Here is a 19,926-nt window from a genome sequence, read left to right as displayed (position 1 = left end):
GGCTTTTTGTGTATCCTCGGGGCGCTTACGATCGTCCCTCTCCATCCGCCAGCGGTGTGAGATCGCTATAAAAGTAAAAGTAAAACTTGGCGGACATGGATCGGATCAGGCTCGGGTGTCGTATGTTCTTTGCGGCAATGCGTCAAGGGATGGCAGGAAATTGCGCGGCGTCCGGTAAATCAGCGGGCCGCGGCAGTTGACCATCGCGCAACGAAGCATCTTTATAGCGCTTTTTGCGGGGCTTGGCAAGCGCCGCGCGCGACACGCGCGGCGCGGCGCCGGGTTCAGGCGGTGCCGCCCACGGTCATGTTCTCGATGCGCAGGGTCGGCTGGCCGACGCCCACCGGCACGCTCTGGCCTTCCTTGCCGCACACGCCCACGCCCGAGTCCAGGCGCATGTCGTTGCCGATCATGGTCACGTCCTTGAGCGATTCCGGGCCGTTGCCGACCAGCGTGGCGCCTTTGACCGGGGCGGTGATCTTGCCGTCCTCGATCAGGTAGGCCTCGCTGGCCGAGAACACGAACTTGCCGTTGGTGATGTCGACCTGGCCGCCGCCGAAGTTCACCGCGTAGAGGCCGCGCTTGACGCTGGCGATGATCTCCTGCGGGTCGCGGTTGCCGTTGAGCATGTAGGTGTTGGTCATGCGCGGCATCGGCAGCGCGGCGTAGCTCTCGCGGCGCGCGTTGCCGGTCACGGGCATCTTCATCAGGCGCGCGTTGAGGGTGTCCTGCATGTAGCCCTTGAGGATGCCGTCCTCGATCAGCGTGGTGCACTGGGTCGGGTTGCCCTCGTCGTCGAGGTTGAGCGAGCCGCGGCGGTTGGCCAGCGTGCCGTCGTCGACCACGGTCACGCCCTTGGCCGCCACGCGCTCGCCCATGCGGCCGGCGAACGCGGACGAGCCCTTGCGGTTGAAGTCGCCTTCCAGGCCGTGGCCGATCGCCTCGTGCAGCAGCACGCCGGGCCAGCCCGGGCCCAGCACCACGGTCATGGCGCCGGCCGGAGCCGGGCGCGCCTCGAGGTTGACCAGCGCCGAGGCGACCGCCTCGTCGACATACTTGCGCAGCAGCTCGTCGGTGAAATAGCCGTAGGCATAGCGCCCGCCGCCGCCCGAGGAGCCGATCTCGCGGCGGCCGTTCTGCTCGGCGATCACCGTGACCGAGACGCGCACCAGCGGGCGCACGTCGGCGGCGACGACGCCGTCGCTGCGCGCCACCAGCACCACGTCGTACTCGCCGGCCAGGCCCGCCATGACCTGCACCACGCGCGGGTCCTTGGCGCGCGCCATGCGCTCCACGCGCTCGAGCAGCGCCACCTTGTCGGCGGCGGCCATCGAGTCGAGCGGGTCGTTGGGCGTGTACAGGCTGCGCCCGCCCTGCGAGGCCAGCTTGCCGGCCACCTTGACGCGGCCGCTGCCGGCGCGGCCGATGGTGCGGGTGGCGGCGCCGGCCTTGAGCAGCGCGTCCAGGCTGATGTCGTCCGAGTAGGCGAAGGCGGTCTTGTCGCCGGACACGGCGCGCACGCCCACGCCCTGGTCGATGCTGAAGCTGCCCGACTTGACGATGCCCTCTTCCAGGCTCCACGCCTCGTTGCGGGTGTACTGGAAGTAGAGGTCGGCGTAGTCGACCTTGTGCGTGAAGATGTCCGCCAGCACGCGCTGGAGCTTGGCCTCGTCGAGGCCATAGGGCGCCAGCAGCAGTTGCTGGGCGGTGGCGAGGTTGCGGATTCCGAGGTCGCCGGCGTTCATGGTTTTCCTTTTGTCGTCGTGCCGCGGCGGCGCGCTGGCGCCGCCGCGTGAATGATCTGTGCGCCGCCCGTGGGGCGCGTGGCGGCGCGGCCGTACATGCTACAGCACCCGGTGGCGCAGCGCCGGCAGGTTCTGCCGCACTTCGTCCAGGCGCGCGGGGTCGATCACGCCGCTCACCACGCCTTCACCTTCGGGCAGCACCGCCATGACCTCGCCCCAGGGATCGACCAGCATCGAATGGCCCCAGGTGCGGCGGCCATTCTCGTGCTTGCCGCCCTGCGCCGCGGCCAGCACGTAGCACTGGTTCTCGATGGCGCGCGCGCGCAGCAGGATCTCCCAGTGCGCCTGTCCCGTGGTGTAGGTGAAGGCGGCCGGCATCAGAATCAAGCTGGTCTTGCCGCCGGCCGCCAGCTGGCGGTACAGCTCGGGGAAGCGCAGGTCGTAGCAGACCGACATGGCGACGCGGCCGCACGGCGCCTCGAAGCTCACCGGCGTATCGCCGGCCAGGATGGTGCGCGATTCGTCGTAGCTCTCGGTGCCGCGCGTGAAGCCGAACAGGTGGATCTTGTCGTAGCGCGCCACGCGCTCGCCGCGCGGATCGTAGGCCAGCGAGGTGTTGTAGACGCGCGCCTCGTCCTCGCACCACAGCGGCAGGGTGCCGCCGACCAGCCAGATGCGGTGGCGGCGCGCGGCCTCGGCCAGGAACGACTGGATCGGGCCGTCGCCGTCGCGCTCGCGGATGGCGACCTTGTCGCCCTCGCGCTGGCCCATCATGCAGAAATACTCGGGCAGCAGCACCAGCTCCGCGCCGCCGTGGGCCGCCTGGGCGATCAGCGCGCCGGCGCGGGCCAGGTTGGCCTCGCGCGAGATGCCGCTGACGGTCTGGATCGCGGCCACGCGGAACGGCGTGGCGCCGGGGGCGGTTGCGGTCATGTGCTTTTTCCTTGGTATGGAGAGCCGGCGGCGCCGGTGCGGCCGGCGGGGCCTACGGCAGCGGGTAGACCCGGTTCGAGGTGCCCTGCACGCCGGGCAGGCCGGGCTGGGCATCGGCCTTATTCTCCCCCACTTTGTTGATCTGCGGGTTCGCCCAGCTGCCGCTGATGTGGTAGCGGCGGCTGAAGGCCTTGGAGAACTCGTCGGCGAAGATGAGCTGCGCGGCCAGCGTGCCGATGCCCAGCGCCGGATTGATGAAGGCCGCCGCCACCGAGGCCGAGGTGGCGTTGATGCGCGGCACCACCGTGACCTCCAGGTCCTGGGTCTCGCGCGGCAGGTTGGCGCTGCCCGTCATCGAGGCGCGCAGCTGGCCGCCCCGGAGCTCGAAGTCCTTGGTGCTGGCCACGCCGTTCTCGAGCGTGCCGATGCCGGTGATCTCGTCGAACACCATGCCCTGGCCGGCCACGCCGCGGAAGTCGAAGGTGGCCAGCCGCATCAGCCCCTGCAGGCTGAGCACGCCCAGCAGCTTGGCCGCACCCGGCTCCACGGCGAGGATCTGGCCGTTGTCGAGCTTGAGCGTCACGCGGCCCGACAGGGTGGGGTAGTCGATCGCCAGCGGCGATCCGCGCCAGCCCACGCGCCCCTCCAGCGTGCCGCGGCCGTCGGCCAGGATGTGCGGCAGGCCCATGCGCTCGAGCACCTGGCCGCCGTTGCGCACGTCGAGCTTGAAGTCGAGCAGGGTGCGGCGCTCGGCGCTGGCGCCTTCGCGCAGCCGGCGCGGCATGCGCCAGCTGCCGCTGCCGGTGAAGGTGGCGCCGGGCTGCTCGAGCACCAGGCGCTCCAGCGTCCACACCGGGTCGCCGCCGCTTTCGCTGGCGTGCGCCTTGACCTCGAGCTTGCCGAAGTCGCGCCCGTGCAGCTCGAAGCGGTCGGCCACCAGGTCCAGCGCGGGCAGCTCGTCGGTATTGCCGGCCAGCGTGTCCGCCATGTTGCCGGCGTCGCTGTTGTCGGGGATGTTCAGGCGCGACAGGCGCACCGTCAGCGCGCCGGCCGGCCCGGTGGTGGCGTCGTCGCGCCAGCGCAGCGTGCCGGCGACCTGGCGCGCGTCCACGCGCACGTCCCAGCCGCCGGGCGCGCGGCTGGCTTCCACCGCCGCCTCGTCCAGCTCGCGGCCGAATGCCACCAGCGTGCGCGCGTGCGCGGTGATGCGCTCGGGGAGGAAAGGCGAGGGCGGCGCGGGTGGCGTGGCCGGCGCATTGCCCCGGCCGCCGCTGCTTGCGCCGCTGTTCGCCCTGGCGGCGCCGTCGTCGCCCGCCAGCAGCGCGCGCCACGGGTCGAGGTCGAAGCGGCCGCTGGCCAGCGCGGCGGTGACGCCGCTGGCCGGCTGCGGCGCGGGCTGCTCGATGCCGATGCCGCCGGACACCACCTCCGTGCTTTCGGCGCCGCGCCGCAGCAGGTAGCGCGCGTTGAGCGCATTGCCGTATTGCACCAGCAGTTCCTCGTGGCCGGCGCGCGCGGCGGCCGGGCGCAGTTCCATGCGCAGCGGCACGGCCTGGGCCGCGCTCTTGCCCAGCGGCGCGGGCAGGCCGAGCGCCAGCCCGGCCAGATCGGAGGTGACGGTGATCTGCGGCTGGTGCTCGCGCACGCCGATCACGGCGCTGTAGGCGGCGCTGCCTTCGGTCTTCTGCGCCAGCGCGGCGAGCGGCGAGCCGGCCAGCAGCTCGCGGATGCCGGGCGCGCCGAGATTGCCGCTGGCCGTCACGCGCACCGTGCCGTCGGGCTGGCTGCCGCCGCCGGCGCGGATCTCGCCGCCGAGCAGGCGCGCGCGCAGGTCGTTGAGCTGGAAGCCGTGCTCGTTGAAGGCGATCACGCCGGTGGTGCCGCCCAGCGGCGGCCATTGCGGGTTCAGCACGACCTCGTTGCCGGGCAGGCGGAACTGGCCGTCCACCTTGGCCGCGTGGGACTCGGTGAGCGGCAGGTCGAGCTTGAGGCGCAGTTCGCCGTTGCCCTGGGCGCGCATCTCGCTGGTCACCTGTCCGGTCCAGTCGCGCACCGGGCTGGCGGCGATGAAGCGCAGGAAGCCCGACATGGTGCCGCTGGCGCCGCCGTCGAGCAGCAGGTGGCCGTGGTCGCTGAGGTCGGCGATGTGGCCGTTGACGTCCTGCAGCGCGACGCCGGGTACGCCCTGCACGCCCGCATGCTGGGCCACGAAGGACAGGCCGCCGCGCTCGAACAGCACGCGGCCGCCGATGTCGGTGAAGTTCGGCCACGCCTTGCCGCCGTTGGCGGCGGCCGCGGCGCTGCCGGGCGCCGCGCCGACGTGGGGCGCGATCTGGTAGCTGACGCGCTGGATCGGCACCTCGACGCGGAAATCGCCGGCGCCCTCGTGCGGGCTGTGGAAGGGGAAGTATTCGAGGTCGCCCTTGACCAGGAACTTCACGTCGCTGGCCTCGCCGGCCACCAGCGCGCCGGCCAGGTACTGGCGCGTGGCCGCGGGCAGGCCCAGCGGCAGGTAGCGCGGGATGCGGCCGACCTGGGCGCGGTCCAGCTCGCCGGTCAGGTCGGCGATGCCGCCGTGCCCGTCGCCGCCGGTCTGCCAGGTGCCGCGCACGATACCCGCGGTGTCCGGGTTGGCAAAGCGCACGCCGTCGGTGCGCACCGCCAGCTTGTTGTTGTCGCGGGTCCAGTGCACTTCGCCGGCGATCTGGTCGAACACCACGCGCGGCTCCTCGAACATGCCGGGCAGCACCAGCGCGGCGTTGCTGCCTTCCAGGCGGGCGCTGCCGCGGCGCTCGTCGAAGTTGAAGCTGCCGGACAGCCGCGAGAAGCCGGGCACGCCCAGGTTGGGCTTGCCGTTCGCGCCGAGCGCGGGGCTGGCCGGCTGCTCGCGCACCGAGACGTTGCGCAGCGTGCCCTGCACGTTGAAATGCGCCGCGCCGGCGCGGCGCGTCAGCAGGTTCGGCCGGTCGCGGTTCCAGTTCACGTCCAGGTTGTCGAGATGGCCGGACGGCTGCAGCGCGCGCAGCTGGCGCGACAGGGCGGTGTCGAGCGGCAGCGAGGTGGCCAGCGAGCGCACCGTGTTGAGGTCGAACGTGGGCGCCTTGAGCGAGAACTTGCGCAACTGGCCCTTGTTGTCGGTGGCCCAGCCCACCACCACCTTGCGCATGCCTTCGCGCCAGGCGTTCTCGGCGGGCGCGTCGGAGGCCGCGCCGGCGGGGGCCGCGGAGGCCGGCATGGCGGCGGATGCGGAGGAGGACGCCAAAGAGGACGTCGACGAGGGCATCGCGGCGGGCGCGGAGGCGGCCACGTCGGCGCGCCCCGGCGGCACGGCCGGGCCCTCGGCCGGCTCGGGCTGCCACAGCAGGGTGTCGATGGTCAGCAGGTGGTCGTGGTCGCGCCCGATGCGGTGCATGACGAAGGCCTGCGCGCTGGCCAGCTTGAGCGGCTCGGGCGCGCCGGCCAGTTGCAGGTCCACGCCGCTGGCGCGCAGCCGGGCCTGGCTGCGGCTGATCTCGCCGCCGCGGAATTCGATGGTGCCGTCGGTGTTGAAGGTGCCGCGCGCCACGCGGTCGAAGATGGCGGTGTAGCGCTGCAGCACCGGCAGTTCCAGCCGGCCCAGGTCCCAGCTGGCCTGGCCGTGCCAGTTGTGCCAGTCGCCGGCGCGGCGCAGGTAGTCGTGGCGGAAGTCGGCCGCGATCACCAGCGGGCGCGGCGCCAGCGTGGGGGACTGCGCCTCCAGCCTGACGACGTGGCGCGAGCCGAACCGCCGCGCGCTGAACTGGATGTTGCCCACGTCGAGCTGCGGCAGCTTGTTCTTGTCGTCGAGCCAGCGCAGCTTGCCGTCGCTGAGGTCGACCTTGCCCTGCGCCAGCAGCCAGTCGAACAGGCGGTTGTCCTGCGGCTTCGCGCTGGCGGTGTCGACGGTCAGGCCGGCCACCTCGAGCCGGCCCTCCGGAGTGCGCCGCACCAGCAGGTCGGTGTGGCTGGCGGAGACCTGCTGGAACAGCAGGTCCATGCTGAACAGCGAGCGCCACGAGAGCTTGCCGTCGAGCGTGCCGGCGGCCATCAGCACGTGCTGCTCGCTGTCGACCGCGGCGACGTCGCGGGCGTGGAAGGCGGGGTGCCAGCCGTCCCAGTAGGTGTCGAGCTGGCCGATGCTGAACTTGGCGGCGAGCGCGATCGAGCCGCGCTGCTCCAGCCAGGTGCGCGCGGCCGAGGCCTGCGGCCACAGCACGAAGCGGATCAGCAGCCCGGCCAGCAGCGCCATCACCAGCAGCGCCAGCGCCAGGCGCACCAGCACGCGGCCGAGCCCGCGCCAGGCGGGATGGCGCACGACGGTCAGCGCGGCGCGGCCGAACGCGCGCGCCAGCGCCAGCGCGCGGCGCGGCGCCTGCCGCAGGAGGGAGGGGCCGGCGGCGGCATCCCGTCCCGGCGCGGCGCTGGCGGCGGCAGCGGCCGTGGCAGCGGCCGTGGCGGCGGGTTCTGCGGGTGGGGTGGCGCGGCTGGACATGCGCTGATTATCCGACAATACTAGGCGCTCTCCAATTCGGTGCCTGACCGGCCATGCACGATGCGCGCGCCGGCCCCGGGGCCGGCTCACGCGCTTCCAAACAACAACAGGAATGACTTCCACTGATCCGACGAGTTCCACGGCCGCGCCCGCGCCCGCCGCCAGCGCCGCCGCGGGCGGTGCCGCCGCCGCCGGACATGCGCCCGGCAACACTTCCGGCGCCGCCAGGCAAGCCGTGGCCGACATGGCCAGCGGGCCTCACGCCGTCGTGGCCGCCGCCGGACTCGTGCCGGTCGACTGCGCCGGCACGGCATTGTACTCGCCCGCCTATTCGCGTTATACCCGCCGCATGGTGCAGGCCCGCCCCGGGCTGGCCGAAATCGTCGCCGCCGCCAGCGCGCAGCCGCTCACGCGCGCGTGGATGGCGGCGCGGCTGCAGGCGCTGCGCGAGCCGTCGGCCGACGTCGAGGATGCCGTCAAGCGCGCGCTGCGCCGGCTGCGCGCCGAGGTGATGTGCGTGGTGATCGAGCGCGACCTGCGCGGCCTGTCGACGCTGGGCGAAGTCACCGGCGCCATGACCGACCTGGCCGAGCTCGGCATCCAGTACGGCATGGCGGTGCTGGAGGAGGACATGGCCCCGGCCTACGGCCGCCCGGTCGGCGAATCGAGCGGCGAGGTGCAGGAGCTGGTGGTGGTCGGCATGGGCAAGCTGGGCGGGCGCGAGCTCAACGTGTCGTCCGACATCGACCTGATCTTCCTCTACGACGAGGACGGCGACACGCGCGGCGGCCAGCGCAGCCTGTCAAACCACGAATATTTCATCCGCCTGGGCCGCCGCCTGATCAACCTGCTGGCCGAAGTCACCGCCGACGGCTACGTGTTCCGCGTCGACATGCGCCTGCGCCCGAACGGCGACGCCGGCCCGCTGGCGTGCAGCTTCGGCATGCTGGAGCAGTACCTGGTGGTGCAGGGGCGCGAGTGGGAGCGCTATGCGTGGATCAAGGGCCGGGTGGTGTCGGCGCAGGACACGCCGCACGCGCGCCGCACCGCGGCGCAGCTTGCCAGCCTGACCGGCCCGTTCGTGTTCCGCCGCTACCTGGACTACGGCGTGATCGCCGCGATCCGCTCGCTGCACGCGCAGATCCGCGCCGAGGCGGCCAAGCGCAGCGGCGGGCTGGTGGCGGCCGGCGGCGGGCAGCGCGTCAACCAGCGCGCGTTCGACATCAAGCTGGGCCGCGGCGGCATTCGCGAGATCGAGTTCATGGCCCAGGTGTTCCAGCTCATCCGCGGCGGGCAGGACACCGCGCTGCGCGTGCGGCCCACGCTGGAAGTGCTGGCGGTGGCGGTCGAGCATGGCCTGCTGCCGGCCGGCCAGGCCGAGCAGCTGGCCGACGCCTACCGCTTCCTGCGCCAGCTCGAGCACCGCCTGCAATACCGCGACGACGCCCAGACCCATCACCTGCCGACCACCGAGGAAGAACAGCAGGCGGTGGCCGCCATGATGGGCTTTGACGGCTGGCCGGCGCTGATGGCGCGGCTGTCCTCGCTGCAGGAGCCGGTGGCGCAGCAGTTCGAGGCGACCTTCTCCGACCCCGACCAGGTCAACGAGCCGTGCGAGGCGCTGTGGCCCGCGCTGATCCGCGACGAGGAGGACGAGCCGCCGTGCGAGCGCCTGGCCAAGGCCGGCTTCACCGACTGCACCGGGCTGCTGGACCGCCTGCGCGCGACCGGCTCGTCGCTGCGCTACCGCGCGCTGTCCGAGCAGAGCCGGGCGCGCTTCGACCTGCTGGTCAACCGCGCGCTGGACCTGGCCGCGCGCCAGCACGACGCCGACCGCACCATCGCGCGCTTCGTCGATTTCCTCGAGGCCATCAGCCGGCGCGCGTCCTATCTGTCGCTGCTGTCCGAATACCCGCAGGCGATGGCGCGCGTGGCCGACACGCTGCACGCATCGAGCTGGGCCGCCGCCTACCTGACGCGCCACCCGCAACTGCTCGACGAACTGCTCGACAGCGACGCGCTGGCCGGCGCGCCGGACTGGCACGATTTCCGCGCGCGCCTGGCCGCGCGGCTCGACGCCGCCCACGGCCAGGTCGAGGCGCAGATGGACATCCTGCGCCGCGAGCACCATGCCGAGACCTTCCGCATCCTGCTGCAGGACCTGCAGGGCATGCTGACCGTGGAGCAGGTGGCCGACCGCCTGTCCGACCTCGCCGACGCCATGCTGGCCGTCACGCTGCACGCGGTGTGGCGCCAGCTGGCCACGCGCCACCGCGAGGATCCGCGCTTCGCGGTGATCGCCTACGGCAAGCTGGGCGGCAAGGAGCTCGGCTACGCCTCCGACCTCGACATCATCTTCCTGTACGAGGACGAGCACGAGCGCGCGCCCGACATCTACGCGGCCTACGCGCGCCGGCTGATCACCTGGCTGACCAGCCACACCGCGGCCGGCACGCTGTTCGACGTGGATACGCGGCTGCGCCCGAACGGCGAGGCGGGCCTGCTGGTGACCAGCTTCGAGGGCTTTCGCCGCTACCAGCAGCGCGAGGGCGACAACACGGCCTGGGTATGGGAGCACCAGGCGCTCACGCGCGCGCGCTTCTGCGCCGGCGACGCGGAGATCGGCGCGCACTTCGAGCGCCTGCGCGACGAGGTCCTGCGCCAGCCGCGCGACGCCGCCACGCTGCGCGGCGAGATCGCCGCGATGCGGCGCAAGGTGGCCGACGGCCACCCGAATCCCGGCGAGCTGTTCGACCTCAAGCACGACCGCGGCGGCATGGTCGACATCGAATTTACCGTGCAGTACCTGGTGCTGCTGCACAGCCACGACCATCCCGAGCTGACCCGCAACGCCGGCAATATCGCGCTGCTGCGCACCGCCGGCGAGCTGGGCCTGATCGACGCCACGCTGGCGCGCGAGGTGGGCGACGCCTACCGCGCGTTCCGTGCGCGCCAGCACCAGTTGCGGCTCGACGGCCACGACCAGGCGCGCGTGCCCGCCGATGCGGTGGCCGCGGCGGTGGCGCAGGTGCGCGCGCTGTGGCAGGCGGTGTTCGGCGAGCCGGCGGGCGCCGGCGGCAATTGACGCAGCCGCCCGCGCCGCCGCCGGCCGCCGCCAGCCCATCCACCTTGCCCGGCGTGCTGGCCGCGCTGGCCGCCACGGCCGCGCTCGGCGCGGCCTTCACCTTCATTCCGTGGCTGCACGCGCACGGGCTCTACCTGCGCGACGCGGTGCTCGGGCATGGCGCCGCCGGCCAGTGGTGGCGCCTGCTGACCGCGATGTGGGTGCACCTGGGCTGGCGCCACTGGCTGGCCGACCTGCTGGCGGCCGCGGGCCTGCTGCTGCTGGTCGGGCGCGAGGCGCGCGGCGGCGTCATGTTCGCGGTGCTGCTGGCCTGCGGCGTGGCGGTGCAGCTGGCGTTGTGCCGGGTGCCGTCGGTGGGCTGGTACGGCGGGCTGTCCGGCGCGCTGCACGGGCTGGCGCTGTGGGGCGGCTTGCGCCTGCTGCGCGGCGACGGCTGGTCGCGCGCGACCGGCGTGCTGCTGTGCCTGGGCGTGCTGGTGAAGACCTGGCTGGAGCAGTCGTGGCTGGCGCCGGTGGTGTTCGACGCGCACTGGGGCTTCGGCGTGGTGCGCATCTCGCACGCGGCCGGCGCGGTGGCCGGCCTGGCGCTGTGGCTGCTGCAGGAGTGGTGGGAGCGCCGGCACGGCGCTTGAGCGCGCGGGGTCTGGCGCAGCAGCCGCGGTTCGCGCGGCCGCCTCCGCCGTGCCGTCAGCGCGGCGCGGCCTTCCTGCCGCGCCGCGCGCCCAGGCCCAGCAGCAGGCCGAGGCCGCACAGCGCGATCGAGAGCGGCCATGCCAGCGCGCCGCCACCGCCACCGCCGCCGCTATCGCCACTCGAAGGCGCGGTCGGCGTGGTCGCCGGCGCCTGCGTGGCGGCGATCAGCGCGGCATTGGCGTCGAGCAGGCCCGCGCCGCAGTTGCCGGTGTTGGCCGCCAGCGTGCAATAGGTGTTGGCCGGATGCGGGCGCGCCGAGCTTTTCAGCGCGGCCAGCACCTGGGCCGGCGTCAGTGCCGGGTTGGCCGCCAGCATCAGCGCGGCCACGCCCGACACCAGCGGCGCGGCGAAGCTGGTGCCCTGCGAGTTGGTCACGTTGTAGTTGCCGAGCGTGGTGGTGCCGTCGTTGGACAGCGTGCGGATGAACGACTGCGACGCCGAGCACGAGATCTGGCCGGTGCCGGGGTCGGTGACGACCTTGGAGTTGCCGCAGCCGCCGCCCGGCGCGCTCAGCGAGACCTGCGGGCCGACGTTGGCGTAGCTGGCGTTCTCGCCGTCGTTGACGTGCGCGGTGACGGCCACCACGCCGGCGCAGTCCGCCGGCGCCTCGACCGCGCCGGCGCTGTTGCCGGTGGCGGCGACCACCACCGCGCCGGCGGCGGCGAGGTCGTTGACGGCCTGCTGCTCGACGGTGGAGCAGGTGCCGCCGCCCAGGCTCACGTTGATGACGCGCGCCGGGGTGGGGTTGTTCGGGATGTTCGGCACCGGCAGGCCGCCGGCCCAGCGCATGCCGTCGACGGTGTCGGACAGCAGCGCGCCGCAGCGGCCCGAGACGCGCACCGGCTGGATGCGCGCGTTCCAGTCCACCCCGGCGATGCTCTGCCCGTTGTCGGTGATCGCGCCCAGCGTGCCCGCCACGCGCGTGCCGTGCCAGCTGTTGTTGGTGGCGGTGGTGGCCGGCGCCGAGCCGGAGCAGGTGTAGCCGACCGGCACGCCGTCGCCGGCATCGGTGGCGTCGGCGTCGCGGCCGCCGCCGTCGTTGGCGGTGCCGGGGTCGGTGATGAAGTCATAGCCCGGCACGATGCGTGCGGCCAGGTCGGGATGGGGCAGGTAGCCGGTGTCGACCACCGCGATCACCAGGCTGCCGTTGCCGCGGCTGCGGTCCCAGGCGGGCGGCAGGTTGACGCCGCCGCGCACCACGGCGGGCGTGTTGAGATAGGCCTGGTTGAGCGCGAATTCGGGATCGTTGGGGCTGGTGTCATGGAGCCGCAGCCAGCGGTCAGGCACCACCTCGGCAATGCGCGGATCCTTGCGCAGGCGCGCCGCGGTGGCTTCGGGGTCGGCGGCATCGCCGGCGCTCAGCAGTTGCAGGTTGCCGCCCATCTGGCGCTTGACCGAGAGCGCCACGCCGGTGTCCTGGCTCACGCTCAGCATGCGCTCGGATTGCGGGTCCGCGCCGGCGCTGCCGGCGGCGCCGTCCTTGGTGGTGGCGCCGTCGCGCCAGCGCACGATGAAGTTGCCGCTGTAGCGGGGTGCCGGGCGCGCGGCCGGGTCGGGCGCCGCGCCGGCGGCGGCCGGCAGGCCCAGCCAGAGGCCGGCGCCCAGCACCAGCGGCGCCAGCAGCGCCGAGAGCGCCGATCGCGCTGCGCCGCGCCGCGCCCGTTGCGCTAGCCCGCTATTTCGATCCTGAAACGGTTGCCGCATGTCTGCCTCCTGCCGTTTGGTCCGCGTCGGACCGACCGCGGTGGAGCACCCCTGGGATGCTCCGGAATTGCCTGTGCGCGGATGCGCCGGAAACCTCGGTTACTGCGACCAAGCTTTTTCAAGGTACTTCAACGCCCGAGCGCGGGCATTCGACTACAGCAAACCGTTTTTCTCAGTCGGGCCGCATGTCGCGGCTGGCCGGCTGGGTGCGGTTGGGCTTGAGCACGCGGTCGGGCTCGGCGGTCTCGATGCGCGGCGCCGCGCGCAGCGTGGCCACGGCCTGGTCGAGCGTGGCGTCGGCCGAGGCGGAGATCGCGGTGACGAGCCAGACGCCGCCCGACATGGGCCGCTTGACCACGAAGCGGATCGGCCCGGCGATGGATTCCACCAGGCGCCCGGCGTCTTCCGAGGCGGTCACAGGCGGCGCGGTGAAGCGCACCATGATGTCGCCGACGGCGCGGTCGGCGTTGAGGCTGCTGGCCGGCGCGGACGGGCGCTGGGCCTGGCAGGCGCTCAGCGTGGCCAGCGCCAGCAGGGCCAGCGCGCCGCACAGGATGGTCAGGCGCAGCGGGCGGGCCGGCTTGCGGGAGAGCGGCTGCGTGCCGATGGACATGGGAGACTCCTGAATGGTTACGGGGCCGGAGGACGGGGCGCGGTCAACTGGCGGCGCGGCGCGTGCGGCGCGGCTCGCGGGCCGTGCCGGCGCCGCCGCGCGCGCCTTGCGCGAGCATTTCCTCGGCGTGCTGCATGGTGGTGGCCGTCACCGTGGTGCCGCCGAGCATGCGCGCGGTCTCGACCACGCGGCCGGCGGCATCGAGCGCGCGGATGCGCGAGCGGGTGACGGAGCCGGCCGGGCCGCCCTCGCTGGTTTCCTTGCTGACCAGCAGGTGCGTGCCGGCCTGCGCGGCCACCTGCGGCAGGTGGGTCACGCACAGCACCTGGCGCGCGCGGCCCAGCTCCTGCAGGCGGCGGCCAACGACTTCGGCCACCGCGCCGCCGATGCCGGTATCGACTTCGTCGAAGATCAGGGTCGGCGTGGGCGCGGCCTCGCTGGTGATGACCGAGATCGCCAGGCTGATGCGGGCGAGCTCGCCGCCGGAGGCCACCTTGGCCAGCGGGCGAGCGCTCACGCCGGCATGCCCGGCGACCAGGAACTCCACCTGTTCGAGGCCGTGGCTCTGGCCTTCCTCGAGCGGGTGCAGCGCCACGGCGAAGCTGCCGCCGGCCATCGACAGGCCCTGCATGGCCTCGGTCACGCCGGCCGAGAGCTTCTCGGCGGCCACCTTGCGCGCCGCGCCGAGGTGCTGGGCGATGGTCAGGTAGGCGGCGCGCGCGGCGGCCTCGCGCGCCATCGCCTTGTTCAGGTCCTGGGCCGACTGCAGGTCGTCGAGCTGCTGGCGCCGTGCCAGCAGCTCGTCGGGCAGTTGCTCGGGCGGCAGCCGGTACTTGCGCGCGGTGGTGTGCAGCGCCTGCATGCGCGCCTCCACCACCTGCAGCCGCTCGGGGTCGAGGTCGAGCCGGTCGACGTAGCGGTTGAGCGAATGCGCGGCTTCCTCGACCTGCACCTGGGCCGGGTCGAGCGCGGCCAGCACGTCGCCCAGGGCCGGGTCGACGTCGGCGAGCTGGCGCAGGCGCTGCACCACGCCGTTGAGCGTGGACAGCACCGAGCCGTCGGCCTCGGAGAGCGCCTCGAGCGCGGCGCGGCTGCCTTCGATCAGGCCGGCGGCGTGCGACAGGCGGTTGTATTCGGCCTGGATGTCTTCCCATTCGCCGGGCTGCGGCGCGAGCTTTTCCAGCTCGCCGACCTGCCATTCGAGGCGCTCGCGCTCGAGCGCCATCTCGCGCGAGCGGTGCTCCACGGTCTCGCGCTGGCGCACGCAGGCGCGCCACGAGCGCCAGGCTTCGGCCACGGCGCCGGCCTGCGCGGTGAGGCCGGCGTGGGCGTCGAGCAGCAGGCGCTGGGCGTCGGGGCGCAGCAGCAGCTGGTGGGCGTGCTGGCCGTGGATGTCGACCAGGCGGTCGCCGATCTCGCGCAACTGGCCGAGCGTGGCGGCGGCGCCGTTGATGAAGGCCTTGCTGCGCCCGCCGGCGTCGACCGTGCGGCGCAGCAGCACCGTGCCTTCGTCGCCGGTGAGGTCGTGCTCGGCCAGCCAGGCGTCGAGCCCGGGCGGCGTGGCGAAGGTGGCGCTGATACCGGCGCGGGCGGCGCCTTCGCGCACCACGCCGGCGTCGGCGCGCTCGCCCAGCACCAGGGCCAGCGCGTCGATCAGGATCGACTTGCCGGCGCCGGTCTCGCCGGTGAAGACGGTGAAGCCCGGGGAGAAGTCGAGGTCGAGGCTATCGACGATGACGAAATCGCGGATGGACAGGCTGCGCAGCATCGTGGGCGACGGGTCAGGGTCTGGGTTGGATCGTTCCGGGTCGTTCGGGGCCGCATCAGAGCCGGTTGTCTTCGCTCGGGTACTCGTGCCAGTGCAGCTTCTTGCGCAGCGTGGCGTAATAGTTGTAGCCGAGCGGGTGCAGCAGGTGGACGGTCTTGGCCGAGCGCCGCACCACGATGCGGTCGCCGGGCAGCAGCGAGGTCAGCGACTGCATGTCGAAGTTGACGCTGGCGTCGCGCGCGGTGGCCACCTCGATCGACACCTCGGCGTCGTGCGGTAGCACGATCGGGCGGTTCGACAGCGCGTGCGGGGCGATCGGCACCAGCACCAGGCCGGACAGCGTGGGATGCAGGATCGGGCCGCCGGCCGACAGCGCGTAGGCCGTGGAGCCGGTCGGCGTGGACACGATCAGGCCGTCCGAGCGCTGGTTGTACATGAAGTAGCCGTCCACCGAGACCGCCAGCTCGACCATGCCGGAGATGCCGGAGCGGTTGACCACCACGTCGTTGAAGGCCAGCGCGGAGAAGATCACGCCGTCGTCGCGCACCACCTGCGACTCCAGCAGCATGCGGGTCTCGGATTCGTAGCGCCCGGCCAGCATGTCGGGCAGCACCGACTGCACGTTCTCGAGCGGGATGTCGGTCATGAAGCCGAGCCGGCCGTGGTTGACGCCGATCAGCGGCACCGGGAAGCCGGCGAGCTGGCGCGCCAGCCCCAGCAGGGTGCCGTCGCCGCCCAGCACCACGGCGACGTCGGCATGCTTGCCGATCTCGCCGGGCGGCAGGGAAGGGTAGTCGGTCAGCCCGGTGGCCAGCGCGGTCTCGCGTTCGAACACGACGTCCTGGCCGTTCTTCAGGATGCAGGCGGCCAGTTCTTCCAGCGGGCCTTCGATGCCGGCGGTGGCGTACCTGCCGATCAGGGCGACGGTGCGGAAGGGGGCGCGCGCGGCGGCGGGCTTGGGGAGCGATGACATGCCCGGATTAGACCATACCGCCGTGACCATTGTCAGCACGCGGGCGCGCGCCGGTGCGCGCCAGCCGCCCGAACCGGGAAAACTTGCGTAAAATCGGGTGCATCATGGATGAACGTGCCAAAACGCTTCTCAAAACGCTGATCGAGCGCTATATCGCCGAGGGGCAGCCCGTCGGCTCGCGCACCCTGTCGAAATACTCGGGGCTCGACCTGTCGCCGGCCACCATCCGCAATGTGATGTCGGACCTGGAGGAGATGGGCTTCATCACCAGCCCGCACACCTCGGCCGGGCGCATCCCGACGCCGCGCGGCTACCGGCTGTTCGTCGACACCATGCTGACCGCCCAGCCGCTCGACAGCGCGCTCAACCTGGCCGAGCTGGCCGGCAAGATCCAGGGGCAGCTGCACGGCCAGCAGCTCGGGCCGCAGCGCATGATCACCTCGGCGGCGCACACCTTGTCCAACCTGTCGCATTTCGCCGGCGTGGTGATGACGCCGCGGCGCGCGCAGGCGTTCCGCCAGGTCGAATTCATGCGGCTGTCGGACAAGCGCATCCTGCTGATCATCGTCACGCCCGAAGGCGACGTGCAGAACCGCATCATCCAGACCGAGCTGCCGTACACGCCGTCGCAGCTGGTCGAGGCCGCCAACTTCATCAACTCGCACTATGCCGGCATGAGCTTCGACAACGTGCGCGACCACCTGCGCGGCGAACTGCGGGCGCTGCGCATGGACATGTCGCAGCTGATGCAGGCGGCGGTGGAGGCCGGCAGCAGCGCGATGGCCGAGGAAGAGGACAACCACGTCTTCATCTCCGGCGAGCGCAAGCTGCTCGAGGTGGAGGACCTGTCCTCCAGCATGGAAAAGCTGCGCCGCCTGTTCGACGTGTTCGAGCACAAGACCGGCCTGCTCAAGCTGCTCGACGTCTCCAGCCATGCGCAGGGCGTGCAGATCTTCATCGGCGGCGAGAGCAAGCTGGTGCCGCTCGAGGACATGGCGGTCATCACAGCGCCCTACGAGGTCGACGGCCAGATCGTCGGCACGCTGGGGGTGATCGGGCCGACCCGCATGGCCTACGAACGGGTGATCCCGATCGTCGACATCACGGCGCGGCTGCTGTCCAGCGCGCTGAGCCAGAACTAGTGCGGGCCCCGGCGGGTCTCACCGGCTGCCAGTGCCGTTGCGCCCGCCGGCCCGGCGCGACCCGGCGGCCGCGCGCGTTCGCCGCGGCCCGCCCCGCCACACCGGAAACACCATGACGACTACACCCGAACCGGCCTATCAGCACGGCCAGGCGCCGCGCACGGCGGTCCTGCTGATCAATCTCGGCACCCCGGACGCGCCGACCCCGAAGGCAGTCGGCAGCTATCTCCGGCAGTTCCTGTCCGATCCGCGCGTGGTGGAGATCCCGCGCGCGGCCTGGCTGCCGATCCTGTACGGCTTCATCCTGCCGCTGCGCTCGCGCGCCTCGGCCATGAAATACGAGTCGGTGTGGCTGCGCGAGGCGCACATGACCGGCTCGCCGCTGCTGGTCCACACCGAGCGCCAGGCCCACGCGCTGCAACTGCTGCTCAACCAGCACGGCCACGAAGTGACGGTGGCGTGCGCGATGCGCTACGGCAATCCGTCGATCGGCTCGGTGCTCGAGGCGCTGCGGCGCCAGGGCACCGAGCGCGTCCTGCTGCTGCCGCTGTACCCGCAGTATTCGGGCAGCACCACGGCCACGGCGTTCGACGAGGCGTTCCGCGTGCTGGCGCAGTGGCGCAACCAGCCAGAGCTGCGGCTGGTCAAGCATTTTCACGACCATCCGTCCTATATCGCCGCCCTGCACCAGCAGGTGGGCGCATACTGGGCGCAGCACGGCACGCCCGATTTCGCGCGCGGCGACCGGCTGATCCTGTCGTTCCACGGGGTGCCGCGGCGCACGCTGGAACTGGGCGATCCCTACCATTGCGAATGCCTCAAGACCGGCCGCCTGCTGGGCGAGGCGCTGGGCCTGCAGCCGGGCCAGTACCAGGTCACGTTCCAGTCGCGCTTCGGGCGCGCGGAATGGCTGCAGCCGTACACGGCGCCGACGCTTCGGGAGCTGGGCAAGGTCGGCACGGGCCGCGTCGACGTGTTCTGCCCGGGCTTCCCGGCCGACTGCCTGGAGACGCTCGAGGAGATCGGCATGGAAGGGCGCTCCGAATTCCAGGTGGCCGGCGGCAAGGTTTTCCACTACATTCCCTGCCTCAACGACGCCGAGTCCTGGATCGCCGGGCTGGCGGAGATCGCCCTGCAGCACCTGCAGGGCTGGCCGCTGCGGCTGCCGCACCCGCACGAGCTGGAGGCGCGCCGCAGCCAGGCGCAGATGCGCGGCGCGGCGGCCTGAGGCGCGCTTCGTGGCAAGGAGATGACAGCATGAACGTATCTTTCGAGGCGGATGCCCGCCTGCGCATCGACAAATGGCTGTGGTGCGCGCGTTTCTTCAAGACCCGCTCGCTGGCGGCCGAGGCCGTGGAGCGCGGCAAGGTGCGGGTCAACGGCCAGCCGTGCAAGAACTCGCGCGAGGTCAGGCCCGGCGACACGGTCGTGCTCGAAGCGCACCAGCAGCGCTGGGAACTGGTGGTCAGGGGGATCGCGGGCGCGCGCGGCGCGGCGCCGGTGGCGCAGACGCTCTACGCGGAAACCGAGGCAAGCCAGGCGCGGCGGCGGGAGGAGGCGGAAAACCGGCGGGTCAACACGGAGCCGGCGTCGCGGCTGCAGGGCCGGCCGACCAAGCGCGACCGGCGCCTGCTCGACGGCATCGGGCAGTGAGGCGCGCGCCGGCGCATGCGGCGCCGCGGCTCACTGGCTGGTCAGCGAACGAAGGGAACGATGTAATGCTTGAAAACCGCCTTGCCACTGCCGTATTCGGTATCCCGCGGCGTGAAGGCGCCGGAGAGGCAGATGAAGACTGTCATCACCGATAATGCGGCGAGAAGGAAGACCGTCAGAACAGGCAGCTTATGCATGGCTAACCTTTCGAGAGTGGCCCGACTTGTGATGCATCTTCGACCCCGTTATTTTTGTCATTTTTGTACACTTTCATCTTAGAGGGTGCGTTGCAGCAAAGCAATATGGCCCCTATTTCGGTGCCCGCCTCTTTGTAACCATGTGTTTCACTGCACCGACACGGTGCGCTCTTGAAAAACCGGAAGCCTGTCACCAATTGCAGGCTACATTTGCCGATTTACCACCCGTGGCCGGCGCAGGCCGGCCGCGTCCTTGTATCAGAACGGATCGACATGGAAGAACAGAAGCAGACGCCATCCAACACGACGCCGCCCGCGGCCGCCGGCGAGGAGCTGAACAACGCGCCGGCCGCGCAGGCCGAGAACGCCGCCGCGGACGGCGTGGCCGCCCAGTTGGCCGCGCTCGAAGCCAAGGCCAAGGAAAACTATGACCTGTTCCTGCGCGCGACCGCCGAAGGCGAGAACATCCGCCGCCGCGCCCAGGAAGACGTCGCCAAGGCGCACAAGTTCGCCATCGAAAGCTTCGCCGACTACCTGCTGCCGGTGATGGACAGCCTGCAGGCCGCGCTGGCCGACGGCTCGGGCGACATCGCCAAGCTGCGCGAAGGCGTCGAGCTGACCGCGCGCCAGCTCACCAGCGCCTTCGAGAAGGGCAAGCTCGTCGAGCTGAACCCGGTCGGCGAGAAGTTCGACCCGCATCGCCACCAGGCCATCTCGATGGTGCCGGCGCCGCAGGAGCCCAATACCGTGGTGTCGGTGCTGCAGCGCGGCTACATGATCGCCGACCGCGTGCTGCGCCCGGCGCTGGTGACGGTGTCCGCGCCCAAGTAACCGCCGCAGTCCCTTTCGCTGTCCGCCCGTCCGGCTGGCACGAGCAACGCCCGGTGCCGCTCTGGCCCGGGCGTTTTCC

General features: G+C 72.0%; 14 protein-coding genes. 6 read left to right on the top strand and 8 right to left on the bottom strand.

Annotation, left to right across the window (positions count from 1 at the left end):
• Positions 1 to 284 precede the first annotated feature (284 nt).
• The 3 genes from tldD to AC3WXD_RS11585 form a co-directional block, all read right to left on the bottom strand.
• Positions 285 to 1,745 carry a metalloprotease TldD gene (gene tldD / locus AC3WXD_RS11595; RefSeq protein ID WP_020201402.1) on the bottom strand — a complete coding sequence of 487 codons (1,461 nt, stop codon included), beginning with the start codon at positions 1,743 to 1,745 and terminating at the stop codon, positions 285 to 287.
• Between the two features lie 99 nt (positions 1,746 to 1,844).
• Complete coding sequence (locus AC3WXD_RS11590; RefSeq protein ID WP_020201403.1) at positions 1,845 to 2,678, bottom strand: carbon-nitrogen hydrolase family protein; 834 nt, start codon at positions 2,676 to 2,678, stop codon at positions 1,845 to 1,847.
• A gap of 52 nt (positions 2,679 to 2,730) precedes the next feature.
• Positions 2,731 to 7,188, bottom strand: coding sequence for a YhdP family protein (locus tag AC3WXD_RS11585; protein ID WP_492323743.1), 4,458 nt, complete (start codon positions 7,186 to 7,188; stop codon positions 2,731 to 2,733).
• A gap of 244 nt (positions 7,189 to 7,432) precedes the next feature.
• Here AC3WXD_RS11585 and glnE point away from each other — a divergent pair, with 244 nt between their 5' ends.
• Entirely contained in the window at positions 7,433 to 10,273 is a 2,841-nt protein-coding gene (gene glnE, locus AC3WXD_RS11580) for a bifunctional [glutamate--ammonia ligase]-adenylyl-L-tyrosine phosphorylase/[glutamate--ammonia-ligase] adenylyltransferase (RefSeq protein ID WP_492323794.1), read from the top strand.
• Positions 10,270 to 10,905: a rhombosortase gene (rrtA, locus tag AC3WXD_RS11575; protein WP_492323742.1), complete on the top strand. Its 636-nt coding sequence runs from the start codon at positions 10,270 to 10,272 to the stop codon at positions 10,903 to 10,905. Before glnE ends, rrtA begins: the two co-directional genes overlap by 4 nt.
• A gap of 55 nt (positions 10,906 to 10,960) precedes the next feature.
• On the opposite strand, the gene AC3WXD_RS11570 is transcribed toward rrtA, so the two are convergent.
• The 4 genes from AC3WXD_RS11570 to AC3WXD_RS11555 all read right to left on the bottom strand — a co-directional run bounded on the left by AC3WXD_RS11570 (position 10,961) and on the right by AC3WXD_RS11555 (position 16,024).
• The gene (locus tag AC3WXD_RS11570; RefSeq protein WP_454731234.1) at positions 10,961 to 12,670 is read right to left on the bottom strand and encodes a S8 family peptidase; all 1,710 of its coding nucleotides are present in this window, start codon (positions 12,668 to 12,670) and stop codon (positions 10,961 to 10,963) included.
• A gap of 172 nt (positions 12,671 to 12,842) precedes the next feature.
• Positions 12,843 to 13,283, bottom strand: a complete 441-nt coding sequence (locus AC3WXD_RS11565; RefSeq protein WP_020201408.1) for a hypothetical protein — start codon at positions 13,281 to 13,283, stop codon at positions 12,843 to 12,845.
• A gap of 43 nt (positions 13,284 to 13,326) precedes the next feature.
• On the bottom strand, positions 13,327 to 15,051 hold the full coding sequence (gene recN / locus AC3WXD_RS11560; protein WP_492323741.1) for a DNA repair protein RecN: 1,725 nt from the start codon (positions 15,049 to 15,051) through the stop codon (positions 13,327 to 13,329).
• A 55-nt stretch (positions 15,052 to 15,106) separates the two neighbouring features.
• Positions 15,107 to 16,024: an NAD kinase gene (locus AC3WXD_RS11555; protein WP_020201410.1), complete on the bottom strand. Its 918-nt coding sequence runs from the start codon at positions 16,022 to 16,024 to the stop codon at positions 15,107 to 15,109.
• Positions 16,025 to 16,128: 104 nt separating this feature from the next.
• On the opposite strand from AC3WXD_RS11555, the gene hrcA reads away from it, so the two are divergent.
• The 3 genes from hrcA (at position 16,129) to AC3WXD_RS11540 (ending at position 18,819) form a co-directional block, all read left to right on the top strand.
• Complete coding sequence (gene hrcA / locus AC3WXD_RS11550; protein ID WP_020201411.1) at positions 16,129 to 17,166, top strand: heat-inducible transcriptional repressor HrcA; 1,038 nt, start codon at positions 16,129 to 16,131, stop codon at positions 17,164 to 17,166.
• 112 nt (positions 17,167 to 17,278) lie between these two features.
• Positions 17,279 to 18,394 carry a ferrochelatase gene (gene hemH / locus AC3WXD_RS11545; RefSeq protein ID WP_020201412.1) on the top strand — a complete coding sequence of 372 codons (1,116 nt, stop codon included), beginning with the start codon at positions 17,279 to 17,281 and terminating at the stop codon, positions 18,392 to 18,394.
• Positions 18,395 to 18,423: 29 nt separating this feature from the next.
• Complete coding sequence (locus AC3WXD_RS11540; RefSeq protein ID WP_059412956.1) at positions 18,424 to 18,819, top strand: RNA-binding S4 domain-containing protein; 396 nt, start codon at positions 18,424 to 18,426, stop codon at positions 18,817 to 18,819.
• A gap of 41 nt (positions 18,820 to 18,860) precedes the next feature.
• On the opposite strand, the gene AC3WXD_RS11535 is transcribed toward AC3WXD_RS11540, so the two are convergent.
• Positions 18,861 to 19,016: a hypothetical protein gene (locus AC3WXD_RS11535; protein WP_020201414.1), complete on the bottom strand. Its 156-nt coding sequence runs from the start codon at positions 19,014 to 19,016 to the stop codon at positions 18,861 to 18,863.
• Between the two features lie 273 nt (positions 19,017 to 19,289).
• Between AC3WXD_RS11535 and grpE the strand changes: the two genes are divergently transcribed.
• Positions 19,290 to 19,847, top strand: a complete 558-nt coding sequence (gene grpE / locus AC3WXD_RS11530) for a nucleotide exchange factor GrpE (RefSeq protein WP_020201415.1) — start codon at positions 19,290 to 19,292, stop codon at positions 19,845 to 19,847.
• The last annotated feature ends 79 nt before the right edge of the window (positions 19,848 to 19,926 follow it).

The organism is Cupriavidus sp. FW216-B1 (assembly GCF_058789195.1).
The sequence above is the reverse complement of the archived record's forward strand: the minus strand, read 5'-3'. Positions and strand labels throughout refer to the sequence as shown.